The organism is Trichocoleus desertorum AS-A10, assembly GCF_039962155.1.
Taxonomy (GTDB): Bacteria; Cyanobacteriota; Cyanobacteriia; order FACHB-46; family FACHB-46; genus Trichocoleus.
This window is the reverse complement of sequence record NZ_JAMPKN010000043.1, coordinates 1-22,456: the sequence shown is the minus strand read 5'-3', so window position 1 is coordinate 22,456 and position 22,456 is coordinate 1. Positions and strand designations below refer to the sequence as shown.

Here is a 22,456-nt window from a genome sequence, read left to right as displayed (position 1 = left end):
GATGAAAATTACGATTTTAACCACAGGATCACGAGGGGATGTTCAACCGTTCCTTGCCCTAGGACAAGGACTCCAACAGGCTGGATATCAAGTTAAGCTCGCTACCCACGACACGTTTCAGGAGATGGTGCAAGAGTATGGACTAGCGTTTGCTGCGATCGCAGGAGATGTCCAAGCCCTGATGGCAAGCGAAGCTGGACAGAACATGCTAAAGAGCCAGAATCCAATTTTGTTGATCAAGCAATACGCCCAAATGGTGCAACCGCTAGTGGCTCAGGCGATCGCTGATTCTTGGGCAGCTTGTCAGGATAGTGATGCCATTATTTTCACAGCTACAGCAGTTTGGGGCTATGACATCGCTGAAGCATTAGGAATTCCCTGTTTTTTCGCCTCCTTAATGCCTCAAAGTTCTAACCCAGATTTCCCGTATCCTTCGCTACCCCCAACATTGCATTTAGGCCGAACTCTTAATCGACTGAGTTATCCGCTGTTGATGGAAGGGTTTGGATTAATATTCAGGCAACCATTGAATGAGTTTCGCCGTTCGCAGTTACATCTTCCATCTATTCCCTTTGGCAGGATTTACCGCAGACTTGATCGTTTACCAACGCCTGCTCTCTATGGGTATAGTTCCTCAGTTGTGCCTAAACCAGCCAATTGGAGCGATCGCATACAGATTACTGGCTATTGGTTTCTTGATCAAGCATCAGATTGGCAACCCTCCCCAGCACTTCTAGACTTCCTTGCAGCAGGATTACCTCCTGTGTATGTCGGCTTCGGCAGCATGAGCGGGGAAGATGCAGCACAGTTGACTCAAGTTATTCTAAACGCTCTCAAACATACGGGACAACGGGGCATTTTACTCACAGGCTGGGGAGGAATTGCTCAGACTGAATTGCCTGATGATGTATTTCTCCTTTCTTCTGTTCCTCATGATTGGTTGTTTCCTCAAATGGCAGCGATCGTCCATCATGGTGGAGCCGGAACAACGGCTGCTGCGCTCAGAGCGGGAGTACCGTCTGTGGTTGTACCCTTCTTTGGCGACCAGCCATTTTGGGGCGATCGCGTGATGAAATTGGGCACAAGTCCATCTCCCATTCCCAAAGCCGAGTTAACGGTAGACCGTTTGGCAGCAGCCATCACAACTGCTGTCACTAATTCAGCCATGCAACAGCAGGCAAAGGCGATCGGGGCAGTAATTCGAGCAGAGAATGGAGTCCAGGAAGCGATCGGAGTTGTGGAGCGTTATCTAGCAAGTTCTAAGCATCAATTCGCTCAATATGGTTGAGGAATTACTGATCAGCTTCTCGCTCCTTGAGGACATCCGATAGTTTTTTCAACAAGCGGCGCAGTTGAGATATTTGACGCCTGCGATCGCTCACAACTATCTCGATGCAATGCATCCCAAGAACTTGGGATAACTCATGCTGGATTTGGCTCAGGTAGGAGCCAGAGTGTAAATGAACATAAACAGAAGAATCGGAAAATGACAACCATGAATAACTCCCAAAACAGAGCAAACTGTTGCTTTGCTTGCTGAAGAGAAAGTTTGGATTTGGTTAGAAGAGAACTTGCGACTTTGAGGAGGACAATAACAATGACTGTAGAACATAAGATTGCCAACACTTTTCACATGGATGAGGAAACCTGGGCACGTCATGCCAATCCCTGGAGTGTTTGGACTCGTTTCACTGTCCTGCCGATTCTAATTTTGGCGATCTGGAGCCGTGTCTGGCTGGGTTGGGGGTCATTAGCTCCCATCGCGATCGCCCTACTCTGGATGTGGATTAATCCCCGCATCTTTGCGAAACCTCAATCTACCCATCATTGGGCTTCTAAAGGCGTATTGGGTGAACGGGTCTGGTTAAACCGAGATACCGTTCCTGTTCCTTTACACCATCAACAGGTTCCCAATATCCTAAGCCTGGTTTCGGTGATGGGTATGGTGGCTGTGGTCTGGGGATTGGTCACCCTTGATGGTTGTCTTACTCTGTTGGGATGCGCTCTCGTTTACCTGAGCAAACTGTGGTTTATTGACCGCATGGTGTGGCTTTATGAGGATATGAAACAGGCTCATTCCCAATATCAAAGCTAGCTTTATTAAATATTTGGGGCTTTGAAAACCCTTAACAGGTAAATAAAACACGTTGAAGTCCTTACTTCCACCGCACCAGGAGGGTTCAGAATGAACGCATTAAAAATGTTGGTCACAGGAGGGACAGGTTCTCTCGGCTCGCCAGTGGTCGATCGCCTACAAACTGCTGGTTGCAACGTTCAGATTCTCAGTCGTAGTGGACGTCTCGGCACCGTTCCAGGAGATTTGCTGACGGGTGAGGGATTGGAGAAGGCAGTCGAAGGAATTAATACCATTATTCATTGCGCTTCTAGCCCCACCAATCCACGCCAAGTCGATGTGGAAGGAACGAGTCGATTGCTTCAAGCGGCAGAACAGGCAGGGGTTTCTCACATTGTTTATGTCTCGATCGTTGGAGTCGATCGCAATCCCTTCTACCCCTACTACGGCATGAAGCTTGAAGTTGAGCAGATGATTGAACAGTCCTCCACTAGATGGACAATCCTCAGAGCAACGCAGTTTCATGAGTTTGTATTGACGCTGATTCAAGCGCTCGATCGCCTCCCGGTCATGCTCATGCCCAAGGGATTTCTGCTCCAGCCCATTCAAGCAAGTGAAGTTGCCGATCGCCTAGTTGAACTGGCTCTTGCTGCACCTGCCGGACGAGTGAACGATATTGGTGGACCCGAAATTTGGACAGCAGCCGATCTTGCTAGAGTTTATTTCAAAGTAACTGGACGGAAACGGAGCGTTGTCGAAGTTCCCATTCCTGGCAAAATCGCCCAAGCCTTTCGGACAGGAGCACAGCTTTGTCCTGATCAGAAGTACGGCAAAGTTGGCTGGAATGAGTTTTTAAGCCAATTAGCCAAAAAGGATAACCAGGAGAGGAAAAGCATTTCACTGAATTTAGAGGAAATATTATGAACGAGATTGTGTTTAAGTCCGCTACTGACATGGCTCAAATGATTCGCGATCGCCAAACTTCTGCGGTCGAACTTCTGGACGCTCATCTGGAACAAATTGCTCAACACAACTCGAAACTGCATGCCATCTGCACCCTGGATGGAGAAAATGCCCGAACTAGAGCTAAGCAGGCAGATGAAGCGCTTGCAAAAGGTGAAGATTGGGGCGCACTCCATGGCGTTCCGGTCACGATCAAAGACATTTTTGAGACGGCTGGACTCCGCACAACCGCAGGCTATATTCCCCTTCGAGATTACATTCCCCACCAGGATGCCACAGTCGTTGCCAAACTGAGAGCAGCGGGAGCGATTATCCTGGGAAAAACCAACATGGCAGAACTCGCCGCCGATTACCAAAGCACCAATTCTCTGTTTCCGCCAGTCAACAATCCCTGGAATTTAGTCTACACGTCTGGAGGAAGTTCAGGGGGTAGTGCCGCCGCGATCGCAGCAGGTCTTTCACCCCTCGATCTGGGCAATGATTTTGGCGGGTCTGTGCGTCAACCGGCTCACTTCTGTGGCGTCTATGGACTCAAATCAACTGACCGTCGCATTTCCACCGCAGGCATGATTCCTGAAGTTCCGGGTCTGCCCTTGTGTGTTCGACAGATGATGACCGTTGGATGTTTCGCGCGATCCTTAGAAGACATTCGGCTTTGCTTTTCGCTGATTGCTAGGGCAGACGTGCGCCGTCCAGATGTTCCTCCAGTTCCCCTAGATGCGCCTTCAGGCAAAGCATTGTCTGATCTCAAGATTGCCTGGATTGATCAGTGGAGTGAAGTTCCCGTCGCCTCTGATATCCGAACCGCCATGCAGAAAGCGGCTCAAACGCTGGCAAATACAGGGGCGAAGGTAGAACGCTGGCTGCCCTACGAGTTTGACATCTCAAAGATGTTGAACCTGTACATGCGAGTTGCAGCTTATAACAATACCTATGCTCAACCAAGAGATCGCTACAACCTCCGACGCAGTTTAGAGTTGATTGCTCGTACAGCCACCCAAGGTGACAAGAAACTCAGACAATTAGGAGACTTCAGCCGCTTTCTGCCAGAACTCCTCAATCCCAGTTTGAAGGGATATTTTGCAACGCTGACCGAGCGCGATCGCTTCATAGCTCAATTGGATACGGCATTGGAATCATGGGATGTTTGGTTAGTCCCCGTGGCTGCAACGGCTGCATTTACCCATCGTCCCGCTTGGAGTGCGGTTGAGGTTGATAGCAGAGCTTACCCATACGGAGTTGCCAATGGAGCGTACACCATGCCGTTCAATTTAAGCGGACATCCAGTCATCGTCATTCCCATGGGGCAAACGCAAAATGTACTACCAATTGGCATGCAGATTATAGGCAAGCGGTGGAGAGAGATGGAATTAGTCGCGATCGCTCAACAAATTGATGCTGTGATTGGTGGCTTTCGATCGCCATCCGGCTATTGAGCGACAAACTGCTTGCCACAATTCTTACAGAGATAACACTGTTTGCCTCGACGATAGCCATTTTTCGATAACTGGTTGGATTGACAGTGAAGGCACATCATTACTTTCATTACATGATCCAACTGTCGATCGCCCACATGCGGCTCTAAATATGACACCATCAAATCCTCAATCTGCTGCGTTAAGCGTTGGCGATGCTCTGGATCGGGGTTGCGGAGTGCTGCCAGGATAACGGCATTACTACTGTGTACACAGACTTCTGCCAGCAAATCGTGCAGTTCCTCTGATAAAGCAGGATTGCGGTGCTTGAGAATACTTGCCATAAAAGCGATCGCATCTTGGGTCATACTTTCGTCGATTGACTGGAAGATCTGAGGGGCCAGATAAAACTGGACAAATACGACACGCGATACAGGTTGCTCAAACAATTTTGCAACCGACTCAACGAGAACATGAATCATTTGGCGCAGAGGCACTTGCACTAGGGTTGGAATGTCTACTTGCGACCAAAACCCTTTCACGCGTTCTGAATGGCGGATCTCCATTGCCTTAAAAATCGCGGCTTTGTCTGGAAAAAACTGATAAAGAGAACCAACCGCCGTTCCTGCTTTGGCCGCAATCATGTGAGTTGTTGCGGCGTCATAGCCCACCTCATCAAAAACGGCAGCCGCCGCATCCAGGATCTTCTCAACTTTTTCCTTGCCCCGTTGCTGTTTAGGCTGACGACGCAGATTAATAGATGATTGGGAGCTTGACGAACGTGAATGTTCTGTCATATTTTGAATTCTACAAGCTAAAACGTGACAGATTTTTCATGATTTTATCATTGGAGGATGCTATGCGAACAGACCAGTCCACGCTTGCGCGAATGATGCTTCCTGGTGCGCCCTGGTTGTTGGCGCACAAGTCGATGTTGCAGGCCAATCAGCCCCGAAAGGTTTCTCTATACGGTGTTGACTATGTGATGTGGAAGGATTCGACGGAAGAAGTCTATGCATTGCCGAACGCTTGTCCTCACATGGGGGCGATGCTCTCGGAAGGATGGTGTGAAGTGCGTAACGATGGCACAAGTACCGTTGTTTGCCCATTCCATGCTTTGCCCTTTGATGCGACAGGTTGCACAGTTTTACCGGGTTCCGGTAAAAAAACATTGCCTCTATTAAACCCCCTAGAACTCATCATTCAAGGTGATTTCATCTGGTCTTACGGTGGGCACGAACCAAAGATTCCCCTTCCTACTGTGATGAATGACATTGCAGAGAAATACGACTTTGTGGGGCATACGGGCGATCGCAGTGTTGAAACAGATCTGCTAACCATGCTGTTGAATATGCATGATTACAACCATCAGAACGGCACTCATCGGGATCTGTTTCGCATCACTGATGTCGAGTTTCAGCAGTTTATTGATAATGGGCTAAATTCTCATGCATTCTATGACATGCCTACTGCACCTTACACCGTGGCAGAGAAGCTGAGAAAACCAGATTTATTTTTACTCCCTACTGCAATCAAAGCACATCTGGAAAACCATTTTCCATCCTTGGTCATCTTTCATGGCGAGATGCCATTAGGAAAGGCGGCACAGTGCCATTTTTTTGTGCCAGAAGCCGAGAATCGCACTCGGACTTACATCCTGCTTTTTGGTCAAGCGAAACATCCTGCTTTTAGAGTGTTTGGTAAAACTTATCTCAAATTCGGTAAGGTGGTGATTGATCAGGACGCTGATATTTTGGGCAAGATTTATCCCAACGCACCGCAAAAGATCAAACTCAACAATGAAGTTGGAATGGATTGGGTACGCCGTAACTTTGAAAGTTTTCCCAATATTGTAGAACCTAATCTTTCCAGATAACCGCTCACTTGGCTTCACTCAATATGCTTGAGATGATTTTCTCCCCAGTTGCAGAGTACTTGCAAAACAGGTTTTAGGGTTAGACCATATTCCGTAAACGAGTATTCTACTTTAGGCGGCACCTCTGAATAGATATTTCGGTTGACAATTCCGTCTCTCTCTAATTCTCGTAATTGTTGAATCAACATCTTTTCTGTAATCTCTGGCATCAATCGCTTTAGTTCACTAAACCGCCTTGCTTCATCTTTGAGATGCCACAGAATGAGAATTTTCCATTTACCACCTAATACTTTCAAGGTGGTTTGCACAAATATAGTGCCTTGAGCCGATTCATTGGTCATCTATGTTACTTTCCCATCCGTTGAAGGAGCTTACAAAAAAGTAAGTACTTCCGAAAAAGGTAGGAGGAGTATACCCTGAGCATGGTCATGGGTCGTTGATTGTGAGCGTGCTTACTGTAGTGGCAAACCACTCATGATGCATGATCCATGACGAATAGCTAATGACCAATCCCAAACCCTACGAGGACAAGCCAGAATGCAGGTTCAAGGTGCGATCGCCTTAGTGACAGGCGCAAACGGTGGCATCGGGCAATATTATATTCAAGGCTTACAACAAACTGGAGCTGCTCGTATTTATGCAGGTGCCCGTAATCCAGATAGTTTGAAGGATATTGCGGCAGCCGACCCTGCTCGCATTATTCCAATTTCATTGGATATTACCGATGAAGCTTCGGTCAAAGAGGTAGCTGAGGCATACTCGGATGTAAATCTCCTCATCAATAATGCGGGAGTGGGGTTTAACCAGCGGCTGGTCCCAGATGCCAACTTTGACCAGATGCGAGCGGAGATCGAAGTCAACTACTTCGGGACGTTGCGGATGTGTCTGGCGTTTGCTCCAGTTTTGAAAGCCCATGGGGGAGGAGCGATCGTGAATATGCTAACGATGCTGGCAAAGGTCAATTTTCCGCTGAATGCTTCCTACGGTGCCTCGAAAGCGGCGGCTCTGTTGGCGACACAGGGCATTCGAGCTGAACTTGCCTCACAGAAAACGTTGGTGGTTGGAGTCATGCCCGGAACGGTAGACGCCGGAATGAGTAAACACTTTCCACCCCCAAAAGTTGCGCCTGAAGAGGTGGTGCGGGCAGCACTTCAGGCCGTCGTGGATGAGGTTGAAGATGTTTACCCAGGTGAGCAGGCACAGAAAATGCAAGCACAATTACTGCAAGACCCGAAAGCGATTGAGAAGTGGATGGCAGAAATGGTATCCACTTAACCTTAATTTCGGTTCGCCCCCTCACTGATTCTGACCATGCTCCTCAAGACAAATTCTTTTCTCGTCAAAGCCACTCTGCTCCTCAGCAGTAGCCTCACCGTCATGGCAGGAGCGACGATCGCCCCAGCTCTGCCTGCCATGCGCGACCACTTCGCCGCCACCCCCAATGCGGACTACTGGGTACGGCTTGTTTTAACTGCCCCAGCGTTATTCATTGCGCTTGGTGCTCCGCTAGTAGGGACGGTAATCGATCGCTTTGGACGGAAACCCCTTCTGGCGTTCGCTGTGTTGTTGTATGGCTTGGCAGGTACTTCTGGAGCCGTATTGAACAATCTTGGCCTGATCTTGGTCGGGCGAGTGCTCTTGGGACTGAGCGTAGCAGGCATTATGACTACCGCTACGGCTCTCATCGCCGACTATTACGTTGGAGCTGTTCGTGCCCAATTCCTCGGCTTTCAGGCAGCCTTCATGGGCTTAGGTGGAGTGTTGTTTCTATCACTGGGCGGATTCTTGGCAGATGTGAACTGGCGAATGCCATTCCTGATTTATCTACTGGCCCTCTTGATTTTGCCGCTTGTAGTCTTTGTTCTACCAGAGCCTAACCAGGCAGCAGATGCTCAAAATTCGGGAATAGATGCCACTGACGTTTTTCCGTGGCAGGTTGTAGCCTTGACCTATGGTGCTGCATTTCTGTCGCAGATTGTATTTTATTTAATTCCGGTCCAATTGCCGTTTTACTTAAAGCAATTGGTGAATGCGAATGCATCACAGAGCGGATTGGCCATTGCCCTCGCCACATTATTCAGTGCAGGGAGCGCGATCGCCTACAAGCAGATTAAAACTCGGCTTTCATATATGGGTATCTATGCGATCGCATTCTTGTCGATGGCAGTTGGCTATCTCGTGATCGGCGTCTCACCCACCTATGCCATGGTCTTAGTCGGATTGGCGATCGCCGGAACAGGGTTAGGGTTACTGATGCCTAATATGAATGTTTGCCTCACCTCTGTTACTCCTGGAAGCCTGAGAGGGCGAGTGTTAGGTGGTTTGACCACTGCATTTTTCCTCGGTCAGTTTGTTTCACCGATTCTGAGTCAACCTTTGAGTGGAGCCGTTGGCTTAGATGTCACCTATCGACTGGCAGGGGGATTGATGGTTGCAATGGGGGCGGTCGCACTGGGATTGGGTTGGCGCTGGCGGTAGAAACGTATACAGTGGCAAGCTGGTCTAGAAACATCAATCCCCAGCGAGTGGCAGCAAAATATACACCCAGTTTTGCCTTCATTGCTCTCCTTAACTCGGTTTCATCTTGTGCTTGGGCGATCGCTTGAAACAGTGGCAGCGAAGGAGGGTCCATGATGATTTCCATCCAGCTTGCCAAAGGAGCAACGCAGCAAAGTGTACTCGGATGAGGTCCATTCAACTAGCGATCGGCGGTTTAATTTAATTTCAAGGTGGTTACAAACAAACCGCTTGATCCCCCTCAATGAGCAAACAGTTCACCAATATGGTTGTGATTGCCTATGAGTCAGCAAACTTTTCTAGAAGTACCCTTCGTTTGGGAAAAGCCAAAGCCACTGCTTGAAGTTCCACCGCGATTGACCTTTGAGCCAGTCAAAGTAAAGCATGGCAATCAATTAGTACCAGTTATTGCCCGTATCATGGCTTTATCCATAGATACGAGTGATCAAAGGAGAGCATCAGACAATGATCCCCATACAGCGGTCGAGATGTTTTTGAATTCAGCCAGAGATGATTTTTCGTATCAAGATGACTGGTGGCAGTTTGGAATTAACGAGCGTGGGGACATTGTAGGCGTGGTTCTTCCAGTGACATTCAATGGTTGTGCCAAAGCAGATTTAGAGGAAGGAACTATCTACTACATGGGAGTTGTGCCAGAGTATCGAGGGTTTGGTTTTGCCAACGATCTTCTGTCTCAAGGAACACGGATATTGCAAGAGATCGGAGTCTGGCAAATATTCTGCGATACGGCTGTCGTGAATGTACGAATGATTTCTGCCTTTAAGCAAGTGGGTTATCGCCAGTATGGCGAACCCTGGGAACGCCCTGTTTAATGAACATGAATAGCAAATCGGTTAATCTTTAATAACTTCAGCAACGTTAAGCAAGTCGGTATACATCTCCCGCAAACTGGGAGTTACCCACTGGCGCACCATGTATTCCTGCCCTGTTTTAAGATCCATTATCCGTGCCATTTCCTGCGGGTCGTTCATGGCGGTGAAATTGGGGCGCATGGGATGAAACTCAAAGCTCAATGCTGCCAATTTGAATTGATACACTTGATGTGTGACAAACATCACCTCATGCCCCCGTTGCCGCAGTTCAAGAGCGATCGCAATCATGGGATGGAGATCCCCCAGGGTTCCCAACGTTGTGACAACAATGCGGCTCATTTGCTTTCCTCCCAATTAATCACATTTCAGGATTTCTTGACGTTTCAAGCAGTTTTTGAATTAATCAGATTACGTAGGGATACCACTGGCAATCAACAGATTACTCCTCTGGAAAAGGCTTGAGAGCTTTGAGTGCGATCGCACCCACATTATCATTGCTCACTCCCAAAGATTTGAGAATCAACTGCGTTACTTGTTCTGGATAGTTAAGCTCGTGATGTCCTTCCAGAATGGTACGCATTGCCATGAGTGCCGTTCCTAAAAGCAGATCGATCGCGGCTTGTGTACTCTCCACCCAAAATCGCTTCAGCCAGATTCCCACTTCCAGATCCGACATCAAATCTCGTTCAATCGTTTCATTCAAAGGGGCGTAACTCTAGTTCAGGCATTGTTCCCTGAACTTTCACAAAAGTGGCGTAGTAGCAATGTAAGCAGCTGATCTGTAATGATCGAAAGGGCAACCTGAGTATCGGTTATCTGAGGGTAGGTAGATATGTTATTGGAGTTAGCGATTGGGGATGCATACGGCGCTGGATTTGAATATGTCTCAAAACGAGTTCTGGAACGTAATGATTTATCAGGCTACCTCCAACACCCCCGATACAGCACACGCCCTGGTCAATATACTGACGATACTCAAATGAGTATAGCGATCGCAGAAGCGATTGTGGCAGACGATCGTTGGACACCTCTACACCTTGCTAATCGTTTTGTTGAAGTCTTTCATCGCGACCCTCGTGAAGGCTATGCTTCGCGCTTTTATGCATTTCTACAGCAGACTCAAACTGGCGAAGAGTTCCTGGCTAACATCCAACCCAACAGTGACAAAAGTGGGGCGGCGATGAGAGCAGGTTCAGTTGGTATTTTTGCAACCGTAGAAGAGGTGTTAGAACGAGCCTCGATTCAAGCTCAGGTGACTCATAATACCCCTGCTGGCATTAGTGCAGCCCAAGCCTCAGCTTTGATGACGCATTACTTTCTGTATGACTTGGGCGTTAAGTCAGCATTAGGGAAGTTTCTTGATAGCCATGTTCCTGGGTATCAGTGGAATGAGCCGTGGCAAGGCGAAGTGGGTGCTCAAGGATGGATGAGTGTCAGAGCAGCAGTGACAGCAGTGCTTCGTCACACAAGCCTTAGTGCCATTTTGCAAGATTGTGTTCGTTTTGGAGGCGATGTTGACACGGTGGCAACAATCGCGTTGGCGGCTGGGAGTTGTAGCCAGGAGGTCACCCAAGATTTACCGCAGCATTTAGTGGATGGGTTGGAGAACGAGACATACGGACGGGATTATCTTTGTGATCTGGATGTTAAGCTGCTAGACAAAGTTCAGCGGTGATTGCCCTCAGCTAACTCGGCGTTGGAGCCGAATATCAAAATCGATCAGTTGGAATCACAAAGTTATCTGTATTGACTCAACTGTACCGTTAGACTACTAGCGGTACTGAGTCTTCTGACAGTTTTCTTGCTTCTCCTAAATGCTTGGACTAAAGACTTTTAGCAATGAACCGAACGATTGCCAGCAAGTTGATAAATTTTTTGCCAATCACTGGAATGTCCATCTTGTTTTGTTCGCTTTTCATGAAATGGTTCTCATGCGACCATCTAGGTGACAGTTTTAGTCTGGAGCTAAGTTACATTGCCTGGTTGAAACGAGGCAATGTAACTTTTTACTATTTGTATTTTTTATGTCTTTCCTTTGCAACCTGTTTTTTGTTTGCCAGCTATTTTTCGAGCAGGGTTAGTATCAACAAATATTTTGTCTTGTTTTTAGTTATGCTTTTTCCGACGGTTCTGTTTTGGATGCTGGGGTCTTTTCTTCTGGCTACGGTAGGTTTCCATAGGACCGTGGATTACCCTTGTCATACAGAGCCTGGATTCTGGCTTTATATTTTTGGCTTTGCCGTTATTCTAATTGGATGCTGTTTCAGAGCCAAAAGAAATGCTTGAGAGTAAGAAAAACTGAAGAAGCACTTTGGATTGAGGTTTAGTTACTTTTCTAGTGAAAGGCTCTAGTTTACTAAGATCTAACGATTCATTGGAGCGGCACGAATCGTCACACTATCATCGCGCTTGTTTTGCGTCACCGTCCGCTCAACTTAAGGCTGTTAGGCAGCTCGGTTGCGCACGGTTAATAGAGGTATATGAGGTGAGTCAGAAAGCAGTTGAACAGATTCAGTGGTGGCTGATGTGGGGGCATTTCCCAAATTTGAACTGGGCGCGCTTGCGCGTTTTCACCAACGGGACGGCCGACATTTTCGATATGGACGGGGTGACACACGAATTCCCTGACGAGGAAGAGGCGAGGATGAGTTCAGCGAGCTTGGCACATTCGACGAAGAGGACGAGTGCGAATGGGAGATGTCGCTGAGGTCGCTCTCCCCGCCCACAGCCGCATCCGACGACGAGTTGCTTCCCAAGATGTTCGTGAGAGCTGAGTGAGCAACGCCGCCTAACATAGCTTGCACCGAACACCGTTGCCTCTGATGTTCTGCTTCACCCGCAGGTCTACGTCTCCGCATCGATGAATTAAGGCATTAATAGCTAGATTATTGCTGAAAATGCCTCAATTCATCCATGTTTTCGGCAAAATAAGCTGGCTCTGCTACATGCAAATACTAAAAAGCTGAAGGTATAAACCTCCAGCTATTAGGCGAACAGCCTTCTCATCCCATAGGGCTCAGCAGGGGTGAAAGCAATTCACCCAGCAGTGGGAGCATCGCTTAGAAGGGAATTGAAATCGGTTGCAAATACTGGGCGTTCGCCCGCACATAGCAACCCTGACGAGTGCTCATCCAAGGGGCACCATTAGAAAACGTAAACGCAGTGGCACCACGCGTCTCTGCTTCAATCCGATCACGGCTGGTATACACCCGTTGGATACTACCATTCGGACTGGTGCGGCAGTTGAGTTTGCCATCGCTTGAGACGACCCGCCAAGCTAACCAGGTGACGTTCCCATTCGTCTCACTCATCCACGTGTTGGCGTTGGTTGAGGTAAAGTCACCGTTGCGATCCGGGCGTGGTAAGGACTCCACCAGATCAAGTGTGACGCTCTGCCCGACTTGAGGACACCCACTGCCCCCCGTGATTTGCCAGGTCACCTTGGCTCCAATCTGATTGCTCACTCCCAGATTTTGCCGGGCGATGCGAATCTTGCCAGTGCAACTCATCGCCGTTCCAGGCCCCATCACTTGATCCTGAAATGTCCCGGTATACAATGTCTGTCCAGCCCCTGCAGCCTTGCTTGAGATTGCAATATCGCCCTTCCAAGAACGACCCGCGCTCTTGGTGAAATAGTAGCCCCATGGCTTTTCAGACAGAGGACTGGTTTCTTGCAAGACGACAACTGTGTTATCAGTGCTACTGCGATAGGTTGAAGCGATCGCAGGATGAGACCAGGCGACAACGCTAGCACTCAGTAAGACAGTGGCTCCCGCGCAATTCAAATATCGGTTCATCAATACAGTGTTCCTTGAATAATCGCTATCACTCTTCTGTAAATACCGATTGAACGCTTCTGATTCCTGATTTTGGTTCCTATGGAACCAATCAGTCTGTGGTTCGCTTTCAGTGCAATTCCCCAACGAATTCCGCGTCCCGACTCAAATTCCTTGGCGCGTCGTTTAATCAGCGCGATCGCCTGCTCAACATGGGTTAATGTATCTAGATCATGAAACTGAGTGACATGGGGATCAGCAAAAATTGCAAATACGGCATCCGCATCATCCAGGGTAGTTTGCCGTAATAAAAGCCGCGCTGTCTCCAGCTTAGGGAAAGGCTGTCGGGTGGGTTCTATATGGGCACAGCTTTAACGCAAAATACAACCGCAAAATTTTGATAAAGCCGCGCAAGAATCGGGCTTCAGGTTTGAGAGAACTTTTTCTACTCTTGAGTTATTGAAACCCAAGCAGCGGAACCAACCACGGATGTCATCCAATCTCTAATTGCAACTGGCACGATCGCACTCGTTTCTCTTTCCTCTCTCCCTGTTGCCCTGTCAGAGACAGTAAATCCTACTGCAATTACAGGTGAACCTGGACAAGTGAGGGCCGAACGACCTGCATCTTTCAAACCCGGACTCAATCGCGTTGTCTTCCAGAGCGAGGGTGAACGGATGGTGGGCAACTTGTACCTGCCAATCTCCTACAAATCTGGTAGCAAACTCCCTGTGATTGTCGTGACCGGTGCTTGAACAACCGTGAAAGAACAAATGCCTGCGGTCTATGCTCAACGCTTAGCCGATCGCGGATTTGCTGCCTTCACCTTTGATTTTCGCTACTGGGGTGAAAGTGGCGGGGTGCACCGCCAATACGAATCGCCTGCGGCTAAAGTGCAGGACATCAAGAATGCGGTTACTTTTTTGAAAACTTTACGATCATTGATGGCGATCGCCTGGGTGGTCTCGGCATCTGTGCGAGCGCTGGCTACATGGCACAAGCCGTTGCAGAAGATGCAAGCTTCAAATCCTTTGCCACCGTGGCCGCCTGGCTGCATGATGTGGATTCGCTCAACGCCTTGTTTGGGGAAGCAACAGTGCGGAATCGGATGGCAATCGGTCGGGCGGCGCGTGAACAGTACGATCGCACAGGGCAAGTCGCTTATGTTCCAGCGTATTCCCAGGGCGATCGCAATGCCGCGATGTTGGGCGATGTTAGCTACTACGGCAGCACCGATCGCGGTGTGATTCCAGAGTGGACCAACCGCTTTGCAGTCATGTCCTGGCCCGAATGGCAAGGATTTGATGCTATGGCGATCGCTCCTCAAATCACAACACCGACGTTAATGGTGCACAGCGAGGGTTCTGCTCTACCGAATAATGCTCGCAGCTTCTACGCTTCCCTCAGTGGGAAAAAGCAGTTAGTCTGGACTCAAGGACAACACCTCGACTTCTACGATCGCGATCCCCAAGTTTCGACGGCGATGGATGTCTTAGTCACCCACTTCCAGGCAACCCTGTCCCATTCCAAGACCGCACAAAATTAGTCTACAGCCTGTTCAGGATATCGCTGAAACCGTTGTTTGGCTCTGCTTTGATACGGCTCAATTGATGACAAGGCAGAACCCTGTCATCGATGGTGGATACACCCCGTCAAATTGATGAGTTGAAGACAAAGACTAAAACTGGAGAAGCACCATGAAGGGTTTGCCTCGTCGTCGGATACTTTCGATCGGTGGTTTCGGATTGGCCGGTATGGCAACCACTTTTGCTGGCAAGGGACAAGCTCAAAATCGGCCTCAATCCACCACAGCAGTTGATTCAGCAGGCAAGTTTGCGGGGAAAGTGGTTCTCATTACTGGGGCCACCTCAGGCATTGGCGAAGCGACCGCTAGAATGTTTGCCAAAGCAGGGGCCAACGTCTTTTTCTGTGGTCGTCGCGAGGTGCTGGGCCAACAGGTCGAAGCTTCGATTCGCCGGGAGAAGGGAGAAGCCACCTATATGCGGGCTGATGTGCGTAAAGAAACCGATGTAAAAGCCTTTGTGGATGCTTGTGTCAATCTGTATGGTCGATTAGATATTGCTTTCAACAATGCAGGTATCGACTATCCCCCCAGTGCGATCGCAGAGACCAAAACTGACGAGTTTGATGACCTCATGAATACCAATGCTCGGGGTGTCTTTTTGGGCATGAAGTACGAAATTCCCTACCTGCTGAAAACAGGTAGTGGAGCCATCATCAACATGGCCAGTATTGGAGGGCAACGGGCCTTTCCCAACATCGTGGGTTACGGTGCCAGCAAAGCCGCAGTGATTCACATGACCAAAATGGCGGCCCAAGAATATGGTAGAACTATCCGCATCAATGCAGTATTACCAGGCGCGATTGAGACTGCCATGCTGGAGCGCGTTGAGCGAGATTGGCAGGTCACTAAAGAGCAGCTAGTGGCTCCCTATCCCATCAAGCGGGTGGGTCAACCTGAAGAAGTGGCGGCGGCGGTTCTTTGGCTAGCTTCAGCCGAAGCGTCCTATGTTTCAGGAGCGGCGTTCAATGTCGATGGCGGTGGTCTGGGTTAAGCATGACTTGGATTAACCGCACTGCAACCGATACTCTTTGGGGGTCACCCCCGTTGCTTTGCGAAAGTGAGCGGTGAAGTGGCTCTGATTGGAGAAACCGACTCGGTAAGCAACCTCTGCGATCGCTAAGGACGTCACCGTCAACAACACTTTGGCCCGTTCCGGGCGGCGTTGAATCAAATACTGGTGTGGCGTTTCCCCGGTTGCCGCTTTGAAGGCACGAGCAAAATGAAACTGGCTCATGGGAACCAGCGCTGCCATGTCTTCAATCGCTAGGTCTTCTGACAAATGCGCCTCAATGTAATCTTGAATCTGTTTCAGCTTCACCGCGTCCAAAGCCCGACCTGGAACCACGAGCTTTTTTTGTGGCGTGCCTGATTCACAGTAGTGCCGTAACAGATGCACCGCCAGCAAGTTTTTCAACGATTGAGCAAACAGAGTTCCGCCCAATCCCTCATTCAGCAGTTCGCCTTTGAACCAATGAGCTACCTGGGTAATCGTCGGATCGGGAAAAATCACTCGATGCGTCAGTCTGGTTTCTGCGGGCAGTTCAGTTTCGATCGCCGTCTGTTGCAGATACTGAGGATCAAGGTAAAGGGTGACATACTCACTCGCCTTCTCCCGATGATGCCAGACGAACTCGCGATCGCCATAGAGAAAGGCACTGCCCGCAGGCAGCGCCGTAGTTTGTTTAGTACCATCGACGGACCAGGTGACGCGATCGTGCGGGATAAAGGCCACACTAATGGCGTGTTTGGGCATGGCAAACTCAAAGTCGCCCACGCTTTCGAGCAGACCATACTCAACCGTAATGTCTGGCCACTCCTTTTTGAGCAAAAGGGAAGGTTGATCCGTCATCTGCCACTGCTTCAGAAAACGTGACTGTCCTGATCGTATCGAAATCCCATTTTCTCGAAATCCCTTCTCTTGACGATCTTGTTTAGGTGTCGTTTGCAATACAGGCCGCAGCCCAGTTGTCATGTAACTCTGGCAAGCGATCGCCTCACGTCCTAAACTGGGACAACTGACTAACGAGGATGAGTGGGAGCCTGGGAGTTTCTTGGCTACTGCTTTCCCGATCGCGCGATTGAGCAGGATGCTGGCTTAGTCATAAGGCAAGAGAGCCTACTCACCCAGGGCAAAGAACTTTCATTTCCTCATATAGCCTCTGTTGGGTCGCTGGTGATGGACCTATTAAGCCTGAACTATATAATCGCGTCCAATGGGAGTAGTGCGTAGCAACACTCCACAAACTCTGAAGCTCCAAAATCTCCTTGTTGTGCCAACCAGTGATAGATCAGAATTCCAGTGAGCGAGGTATGAGGAGGCATGAACCAAGGTGCTGCTTCATCACGCACCACCACTAAATGGAAGTTCAACTGAGAGTGGAGCCTACGAACTAAGGAAACCAATTCAGTATGAAGCTGGATTACACTGAGAGGATCATCAGCATTTCCGTTCCAGTGAAATTCTCCCCAGTGCCGCTTAATCTGTCGAGGATAGGTTGCTAGGTAATAGTAGTCATGATCACCCTGATCTCCACCAAAATAGATAAAGCCAAGCGGTTTTGCTCCATTGCTTATCGCTAAGATACACCTGCTGGGCATCTCCTTGGGCATTGGCAACGACAATGGCGGTGGTGCAAAAAACATTGGATCGGACAAAAGTGCGCTCTCAAAGTCTGTAGGAGAGCAGCGCTTCGCTTGAAAGTAGAACTGGATCTTGAAGCAGGGGCCATACATCCAGTACTGTGCTTCACTCAGAAATTGCAGGTTCCTAGAAGCATCTAAATTCATTACCTGGACTCAGGGTCTGACGACTCTGTGAAGTGGCGGCAAACAACTTTCATCCTAGCTGATCACTTCTTTCCCACAACTACAGCGCCAGATTCAGTTCGGACTACGATCGCTCCTTGCACTTCACCTCAGCGATCGCCTTACCCAACCCTCAACCCAAAACCAGAAATCTTCTCAATATCAGCTTGGCCTGAATTTTGCATCGTGGGAGCGATCGCTCACAACTTGACGAACTGACTGAGTCCTCTGCCTTCATTCTTTAACAAAGATTTTTTGTAGTCCATAGTCTGCATCTCAGGGCATTGCATGACCGCGTCCAGAAACCCTGAAGGCAGCAAATAGAGATGCAAGTTATCAAGGCTACCGGAATACAAAGTGAGTGTCCTTAACCACTCACATTCTCCAAACCCAAATACTGCAGTCATGCGGGTCTATGGGGACAGTCGTCCCCATACTCTCTCACGGTAATTGCCGTTTCCTTTGCATTACCCTCACCGTACTGGCTGCAGCATTGCGAACAAAATCTTCCGAATCAGTCTCAGCAACCTGCTGCAACTTCGCTTCTATTTCCAGCGAGCGAAATTGGCGCGCAGAGTTCAGTGTTACCTTTCGAATACCGGCATCTGGGTCATCCACCAATTGGTCCAGCACCTGTTCTGCCTGGACCTCAGGAAGATTGCGAAGGCTTGAGGCAGCTGCAACTCGCACCACCGCTTCCGGGCTAGCAGCAGCGGTTTGAAGGATCGCGACTGCCCCTTCGGTCCGAATCAAACTTGCCAGATAGGTAGCTTTTGCAGCCAGAGCTAAGTCTTCCCCTTGGACGAGGGCCATCAAAAATGGAATGGCTTCGGCTCCGAGCTCCTTGGCCCGGTTGTAATTCACTTCTTCCGCATCCAGATAGAAGCGAACATCTTGCATGGTAATTGGCATCATTTTCTCCTTAGCTTGCAAAGGTCAACGCGTTCGCCCGCATCGAATTTACCTCGACCGATACGAGGTCAGGCGGAGGATTCGTAATGTTTGAAGTCCCATTGCCAGTCATCAATCGATTGTTATCGCTTACATGATTCAATCCCAAAACATGCCCGACCTCGTGAGCGAGTGTCCAGACTGTGGCAATTTGAGCCACGACAGCCCCAGGCTGACCCGTAGGGTGAGCGGCACAGCCATTAAACACTGGAACGGTTGAGCGCAGAAAGTAGACCACCACATCACGACCCCAGGCGTTATTGCGGTTCGCAAAGAGTTGGGTCTGCTCTGCTGTGACTGATCCCATGGTGCAGGCACCCACCTCAACATCGTTCAGGGCTGGCAAATTCAACGTTTCTGTACTCACCCAGTGCACGCGGATGCCCACGGCTTCATAAACCTGCTGCATAGCCACAACCATGCGATTGATCGCGATATTGGGATTTGTCAGAACTTTGATGTGCAAACGCAGGGTTTGCTCGCCCAGCTCAAAGCGGTTGTCAGCAGTGTTCAATAGCCAACCCCCAAAGCGAGTCCCGTTGGGGGCCATCATCGGTACGTTGAAAGTGTTTCCCGTGAACCGAAAGATACCAATGCCCCAGGGACTCGTGACGAGAATGTCATCACGACCATCCCCTGTAAAGTCCACCAAGCTCTCAAAGTGGTTGTCCGCTGTGTTCAATAGCCAACCCCCAAAGCGAGTCCCATTGGGGGCCATCATCGGCACGTTGAAAGTATTTCCGGCTAGTTTGAGCAACCCAATCCCCCAGGGGCTGGCGATCAAAAGTTCAGCTCTGCCGTCCCCATCAAAGTCGGCAGCAGGTCCAATCCGATTATCCAGCGTGTTCAGCAACCAGCCGCCAAAGCGGGTGCCGTTGGGAGCCATCATCACTGCCGATAATGTAGTCCCTGACAGCTTCAATACGCCAATGCCCCAGGGGCTGGTGATGACGATCTCAGCTCTGCCATCCCCATCCAAATCAGCCGTTGTGACTACATGGTTGTCTACGCTATTGAGCAACCAGCCGCCAAAGCGGGTGCCGTTGGGAGCCATCATCACTGCAGTCAGCGTATTGCCCGAAAGCTTCAGAATACCGATGCCCCAGGGACTCGTCACAAGAATTTCATCTCTGCCGTCTCCATCGACGTCTCCGACCGGACTGAAGCGATTATCGGCGGTGTTGAGCAGCCAGTCCCCAAAACGGGTGCCATTAGCAGCGATCGCCGAGACCGTCATCGTATTGCCCGATAGCTTGAAAATGCTGAGACCCCAGGGACTCGTCACCAGGATTTCGGCTCTGCCGTCTCCATCAAAGTCTCCGACTGGGCCAAATCGGTTATCGGCGGTATTGAGCAACCAGCCCCCGAAGCGAGTCCCATTGGCAGCCATCATTGCGGCGGTGAGGGTGTTACCGGATTGCTTCAAAACCCCCATGCCCCAGGGACTGGTAACCAAAATCTCCGTTCGCCCATCTCCATCAAAATCGGCCATTAGGTCGAATCGGTTATCGGCTGTGTTGAGCAACCAGCCCCCGAAGCGAGTCCCATTGGCAGCCATCACAGGTGAGGTCAAGAGGTTGCCCGACAGCTTCAAAAAGCCAATACCCCAGGGGCTAGTCACAGGGATCTCAGAGATCCCATCCCCATCAAAATCACTCTTCCTTCTGATCATTGTTCAGTCCCCTTACAACCGGGAAAATACATGTCGTTACGAATGATTCAACGATGAACTTCGCTATTCATTCCATCCGTCTTAGGATCAGCGGATGGCTTTGACTCAAGCTTGAGGTGCGATATCTCAAATCTAGACGGGAAAAGCAGTACCAAGAGTACCCATGAGGGTACTCTTGGTACTGGACGGAATACCTGCTAAAAATCTTCTCTAGCTGTACCTCCTCCAACACCACTTCAGTGGAGCACCAATTTCGAGACCAGTGCCTTAGAAACGCAAACACTGAGAGTCGCGATCGCCCTCTGTAACTGATCTCTGATACTTTCAAAGAGCGTTGAAACATTTGCACGCTGCGGCGTCCAGGTCGCTTCTCAATACATGCGCAGTCGTATTTTAGTGCTGCTCGTCTAGATCAAATCCGTATGTGTGCAACCAGGACTGCTAACTCCCAGCAGCCCCAGGCGATCGCAGGTTTCCCTCAGAACATCATCGGTTGCCTTCCGGTTGATGAACCCCCACCCACGCCGTCTAGAAAGGATACTGCTTGTCTACCGTAGTTCGATATGTTTCCAGATACCCCTCAAACCGATTGCGCCACAAATACTTCTGAATGACCAGCAATTGCTACCACTTCTGTTGTCTTAAGCACTGACTTCAAAGATTGCTTCAACAACTGCGCTGGAAAGACACAATTTGATCTCCTCCAACAATAGGTGAAGCCGAGCCAATCCCAAGTGATCCGTTGATTGCCTCGCCAAGCTGGGACGAAACGGATGACCATTCAAAAACAGTACCCTCAAGGGTGCTGTCAAATAGCATCAGACCGAGTGATAGTGGATGCGGAAATGGCTGAGGGATATCGGGTGAATCTTCCCAGCGATAGCTTTCACATGAGGTCAACTTGAGACGCCCCTCACTCGCCAGCTCAATAAGCAGGTTGGAGCGACTTCATTGATGGCAACGCTGATGACCAACCCTTCTCCAGCGATCGAACGCTATCTCAATCCACACTAGTAAGCAGGCAATGACCTTTACTCCCTCGACCTACACAAATTTTGTCTCGGCGGCTTCGGTCGCTCAGGAACGCCTCTTTTTGCAATACCTGGGAGGGCGCGACGATTTTGACATCGTGATCGTGGGCTCAGGGATCGGTGGCGGTATCCTTGCTGACGACCTTGCCGAGCGCCTCGGCACCCAGCAGCGAATCCTTGTGGTAGAAGCCGGGTCGTTCATCTATCCGACCCATGCTTACAACATCTGCCGGTTCCCAAACGCAGACCTTGCCAGACACTTTGGGTGCGACACATTCTGGCAGGCGGGAGATTCCCGCTCGCAAAACTTTATTGGCGAGAAACCCCAATTGAACTTCGGGGGACGGTCGATTTTCTGGTCCGGTCTTATCCCCAGTGTGCAGGGATGGGAACTCAACTTCTTCCCGCCCCAGGTGCGGCAAGACCTTGCTGAGGGACTACTGAACCAAGCGGGTGCGGCCATGAACGAATCGCGGTCGATGGGCTCAACGGCACAGGCGGTCGTGGCGCGGTTGAGGCAGTCGCCGCTGGCCTCTGACTTCTCAATTCAGGAGACCCCACGGGCGCTACACCAACCCTATCTAGAAGCTGACGGAACGCCGAAAGACAGCAATTCTCAGTATGGCAATTTAACTGGTATTGGGTGAGATGTCTAGCTCTAATCCTTCGAGCATGAAGGTGAGCAAGTGATCCCAACTGTCGAAATACAGGTAGCGGGTCAACGCCCGCAAATCATCAAAAAAGGTCTTGCGCGTGGGCAAGTGTGAGCGGAGCAGTTTGTACTTCTGGTCGAGCAACCCTAGCAACGTGTGGAACAGCAGAGACAAGATGTTCAGGGTCGCTAGGAACAAGGAGAGATGCTGCTTTCCGTGCCCGAAATTGTGTTCTAAGTTGTAGCCTTTGGTCTTGAGGGTGTTGTTATTCTCGTTCTCCACCTTCCAGCGTGTTCGCCCTGCTA

The 22,456-nt window shown here is 49.7% G+C and carries 24 protein-coding genes and 1 pseudogene; 13 read left to right on the top strand and 12 right to left on the bottom strand.

The window, feature by feature from the left end; all coding sequences use genetic code 11:
* The first annotated feature begins 1 nt into the window (after position 1).
* Positions 2-1,288, top strand: a complete 1,287-nt coding sequence (locus NDA01_RS26495) for a glycosyltransferase (protein WP_348230343.1) — start codon at positions 2-4, stop codon at positions 1,286-1,288.
* Positions 1,289-1,292: 4 nt separating this feature from the next.
* Here NDA01_RS26495 and NDA01_RS26490 read toward each other — a convergent pair whose 3' ends face one another.
* Positions 1,293-1,493, bottom strand: coding sequence for a hypothetical protein (locus NDA01_RS26490; RefSeq protein WP_348230342.1), 201 nt, complete (start codon positions 1,491-1,493; stop codon positions 1,293-1,295).
* Between the two features lie 104 nt (positions 1,494-1,597).
* On the opposite strand from NDA01_RS26490, the gene NDA01_RS26485 reads away from it, so the two are divergent.
* The 3 genes from NDA01_RS26485 to NDA01_RS26475 all read left to right on the top strand — a co-directional run bounded on the left by NDA01_RS26485 (position 1,598) and on the right by NDA01_RS26475 (position 4,473).
* A complete protein-coding gene (locus NDA01_RS26485; protein WP_348230341.1) occupies positions 1,598-2,095 on the top strand; it encodes a DUF6653 family protein in 498 nt (165 codons plus the stop codon).
* A 90-nt stretch (positions 2,096-2,185) separates the two neighbouring features.
* Positions 2,186-2,998, top strand: coding sequence for an SDR family oxidoreductase (locus NDA01_RS26480; RefSeq protein WP_348230340.1), 813 nt, complete (start codon positions 2,186-2,188; stop codon positions 2,996-2,998).
* The gene (locus tag NDA01_RS26475; protein WP_348230339.1) at positions 2,995-4,473 is read left to right on the top strand and encodes an amidase; all 1,479 of its coding nucleotides are present in this window, start codon (positions 2,995-2,997) and stop codon (positions 4,471-4,473) included. Before NDA01_RS26480 ends, NDA01_RS26475 begins: the two co-directional genes overlap by 4 nt.
* Here NDA01_RS26475 and NDA01_RS32045 read toward each other — a convergent pair.
* Positions 4,467-5,249 (bottom strand): TetR/AcrR family transcriptional regulator, encoded by a 783-nt coding sequence (locus tag NDA01_RS32045; protein ID WP_431193537.1) that lies wholly within the window; start codon positions 5,247-5,249, stop codon positions 4,467-4,469. The two genes, NDA01_RS26475 and NDA01_RS32045, sit on opposite strands and share 7 nt — an antisense overlap.
* A gap of 62 nt (positions 5,250-5,311) precedes the next feature.
* Here NDA01_RS32045 and NDA01_RS26460 point away from each other — a divergent pair, with 62 nt between their 5' ends.
* On the top strand, positions 5,312-6,328 hold the full coding sequence (locus tag NDA01_RS26460) for a Rieske 2Fe-2S domain-containing protein (protein ID WP_431193536.1): 1,017 nt from the start codon (positions 5,312-5,314) through the stop codon (positions 6,326-6,328).
* Positions 6,329-6,342: 14 nt separating this feature from the next.
* Here the strand turns inward: NDA01_RS26460 and NDA01_RS26455 are convergent, their stop codons facing one another.
* The gene (locus NDA01_RS26455) at positions 6,343-6,669 is read right to left on the bottom strand and encodes a winged helix-turn-helix transcriptional regulator (RefSeq protein ID WP_348230338.1); all 327 of its coding nucleotides are present in this window, start codon (positions 6,667-6,669) and stop codon (positions 6,343-6,345) included.
* A 196-nt stretch (positions 6,670-6,865) separates the two neighbouring features.
* Between NDA01_RS26455 and NDA01_RS26450 the strand changes: the two genes are divergently transcribed.
* The 3 genes from NDA01_RS26450 (at position 6,866) to NDA01_RS26440 (ending at position 9,678) form a co-directional block, all read left to right on the top strand.
* Positions 6,866-7,603 (top strand): SDR family oxidoreductase, encoded by a 738-nt coding sequence (locus NDA01_RS26450; RefSeq protein ID WP_348230337.1) that lies wholly within the window; start codon positions 6,866-6,868, stop codon positions 7,601-7,603.
* Positions 7,604-7,639: 36 nt separating this feature from the next.
* Complete coding sequence (locus NDA01_RS26445) at positions 7,640-8,806, top strand: MFS transporter (protein ID WP_348230336.1); 1,167 nt, start codon at positions 7,640-7,642, stop codon at positions 8,804-8,806.
* A gap of 320 nt (positions 8,807-9,126) precedes the next feature.
* Positions 9,127-9,678, top strand: a complete 552-nt coding sequence (locus NDA01_RS26440; protein WP_348230335.1) for a GNAT family N-acetyltransferase — start codon at positions 9,127-9,129, stop codon at positions 9,676-9,678.
* Between the two features lie 21 nt (positions 9,679-9,699).
* Here NDA01_RS26440 and NDA01_RS26435 read toward each other — a convergent pair whose 3' ends face one another.
* Entirely contained in the window at positions 9,700-10,017 is a 318-nt protein-coding gene (locus NDA01_RS26435; protein WP_431193535.1) for a glycosyltransferase, read from the bottom strand.
* A gap of 100 nt (positions 10,018-10,117) precedes the next feature.
* Entirely contained in the window at positions 10,118-10,381 is a 264-nt protein-coding gene (locus tag NDA01_RS26430; RefSeq protein ID WP_348230334.1) for a hypothetical protein, read from the bottom strand.
* Positions 10,382-10,510: 129 nt separating this feature from the next.
* On the opposite strand from NDA01_RS26430, the gene NDA01_RS26425 reads away from it, so the two are divergent.
* Entirely contained in the window at positions 10,511-11,353 is an 843-nt protein-coding gene (locus NDA01_RS26425; protein WP_348230333.1) for an ADP-ribosylglycohydrolase family protein, read from the top strand.
* Positions 11,354-12,737: 1,384 nt separating this feature from the next.
* Here NDA01_RS26425 and NDA01_RS26420 read toward each other — a convergent pair.
* Both NDA01_RS26420 and NDA01_RS26415 read right to left on the bottom strand, forming a co-directional pair.
* On the bottom strand, positions 12,738-13,475 hold the full coding sequence (locus NDA01_RS26420; RefSeq protein WP_348230332.1) for a hypothetical protein: 738 nt from the start codon (positions 13,473-13,475) through the stop codon (positions 12,738-12,740).
* A complete protein-coding gene (locus NDA01_RS26415; protein WP_431193538.1) occupies positions 13,475-13,783 on the bottom strand; it encodes a GNAT family N-acetyltransferase in 309 nt (102 codons plus the stop codon). Before NDA01_RS26415 ends, NDA01_RS26420 begins: the two co-directional genes overlap by 1 nt.
* A 662-nt stretch (positions 13,784-14,445) precedes the next feature.
* On the opposite strand from NDA01_RS26415, the gene NDA01_RS26410 reads away from it, so the two are divergent.
* Both NDA01_RS26410 and NDA01_RS26405 read left to right on the top strand, forming a co-directional pair.
* A complete protein-coding gene (locus tag NDA01_RS26410; RefSeq protein WP_348230331.1) occupies positions 14,446-15,000 on the top strand; it encodes an alpha/beta hydrolase family protein in 555 nt (184 codons plus the stop codon).
* Between the two features lie 151 nt (positions 15,001-15,151).
* Positions 15,152-16,030 carry an SDR family NAD(P)-dependent oxidoreductase gene (locus tag NDA01_RS26405; protein WP_348230330.1) on the top strand — a complete coding sequence of 293 codons (879 nt, stop codon included), beginning with the start codon at positions 15,152-15,154 and terminating at the stop codon, positions 16,028-16,030.
* Between the two features lie 12 nt (positions 16,031-16,042).
* Here NDA01_RS26405 and NDA01_RS26400 read toward each other — a convergent pair whose 3' ends face one another.
* Both NDA01_RS26400 and NDA01_RS26395 read right to left on the bottom strand, forming a co-directional pair.
* On the bottom strand, positions 16,043-16,888 hold the full coding sequence (locus NDA01_RS26400; RefSeq protein WP_348230329.1) for a helix-turn-helix domain-containing protein: 846 nt from the start codon (positions 16,886-16,888) through the stop codon (positions 16,043-16,045).
* A gap of 347 nt (positions 16,889-17,235) precedes the next feature.
* The gene (locus NDA01_RS26395; protein WP_348230328.1) at positions 17,236-17,826 is read right to left on the bottom strand and encodes a hypothetical protein; all 591 of its coding nucleotides are present in this window, start codon (positions 17,824-17,826) and stop codon (positions 17,236-17,238) included.
* A gap of 27 nt (positions 17,827-17,853) precedes the next feature.
* Between NDA01_RS26395 and NDA01_RS26390 the strand changes: the two genes are divergently transcribed.
* A complete protein-coding gene (locus NDA01_RS26390) occupies positions 17,854-18,063 on the top strand; it encodes a hypothetical protein (RefSeq protein WP_348230327.1) in 210 nt (69 codons plus the stop codon).
* A gap of 222 nt (positions 18,064-18,285) precedes the next feature.
* On the opposite strand, the gene NDA01_RS26385 is transcribed toward NDA01_RS26390, so the two are convergent.
* Both NDA01_RS26385 and NDA01_RS26380 read right to left on the bottom strand, forming a co-directional pair.
* Positions 18,286-18,759, bottom strand: a complete 474-nt coding sequence (locus tag NDA01_RS26385) for a HEAT repeat domain-containing protein (RefSeq protein WP_348230326.1) — start codon at positions 18,757-18,759, stop codon at positions 18,286-18,288.
* Positions 18,760-18,766: 7 nt separating this feature from the next.
* Positions 18,767-20,416: an FG-GAP-like repeat-containing protein gene (locus tag NDA01_RS26380; protein ID WP_348230325.1), complete on the bottom strand. Its 1,650-nt coding sequence runs from the start codon at positions 20,414-20,416 to the stop codon at positions 18,767-18,769.
* A gap of 1,075 nt (positions 20,417-21,491) precedes the next feature.
* Here NDA01_RS26380 and NDA01_RS26375 point away from each other — a divergent pair.
* A complete protein-coding gene (locus tag NDA01_RS26375) occupies positions 21,492-22,145 on the top strand; it encodes a hypothetical protein (protein ID WP_348230324.1) in 654 nt (217 codons plus the stop codon).
* Here the strand turns inward: NDA01_RS26375 and NDA01_RS26370 are convergent.
* Positions 22,128-22,456: pseudogene (locus tag NDA01_RS26370) on the bottom strand (ISNCY family transposase); the annotation flags it as partial. The gene NDA01_RS26375 and the pseudogene NDA01_RS26370 overlap by 18 nt on opposite strands.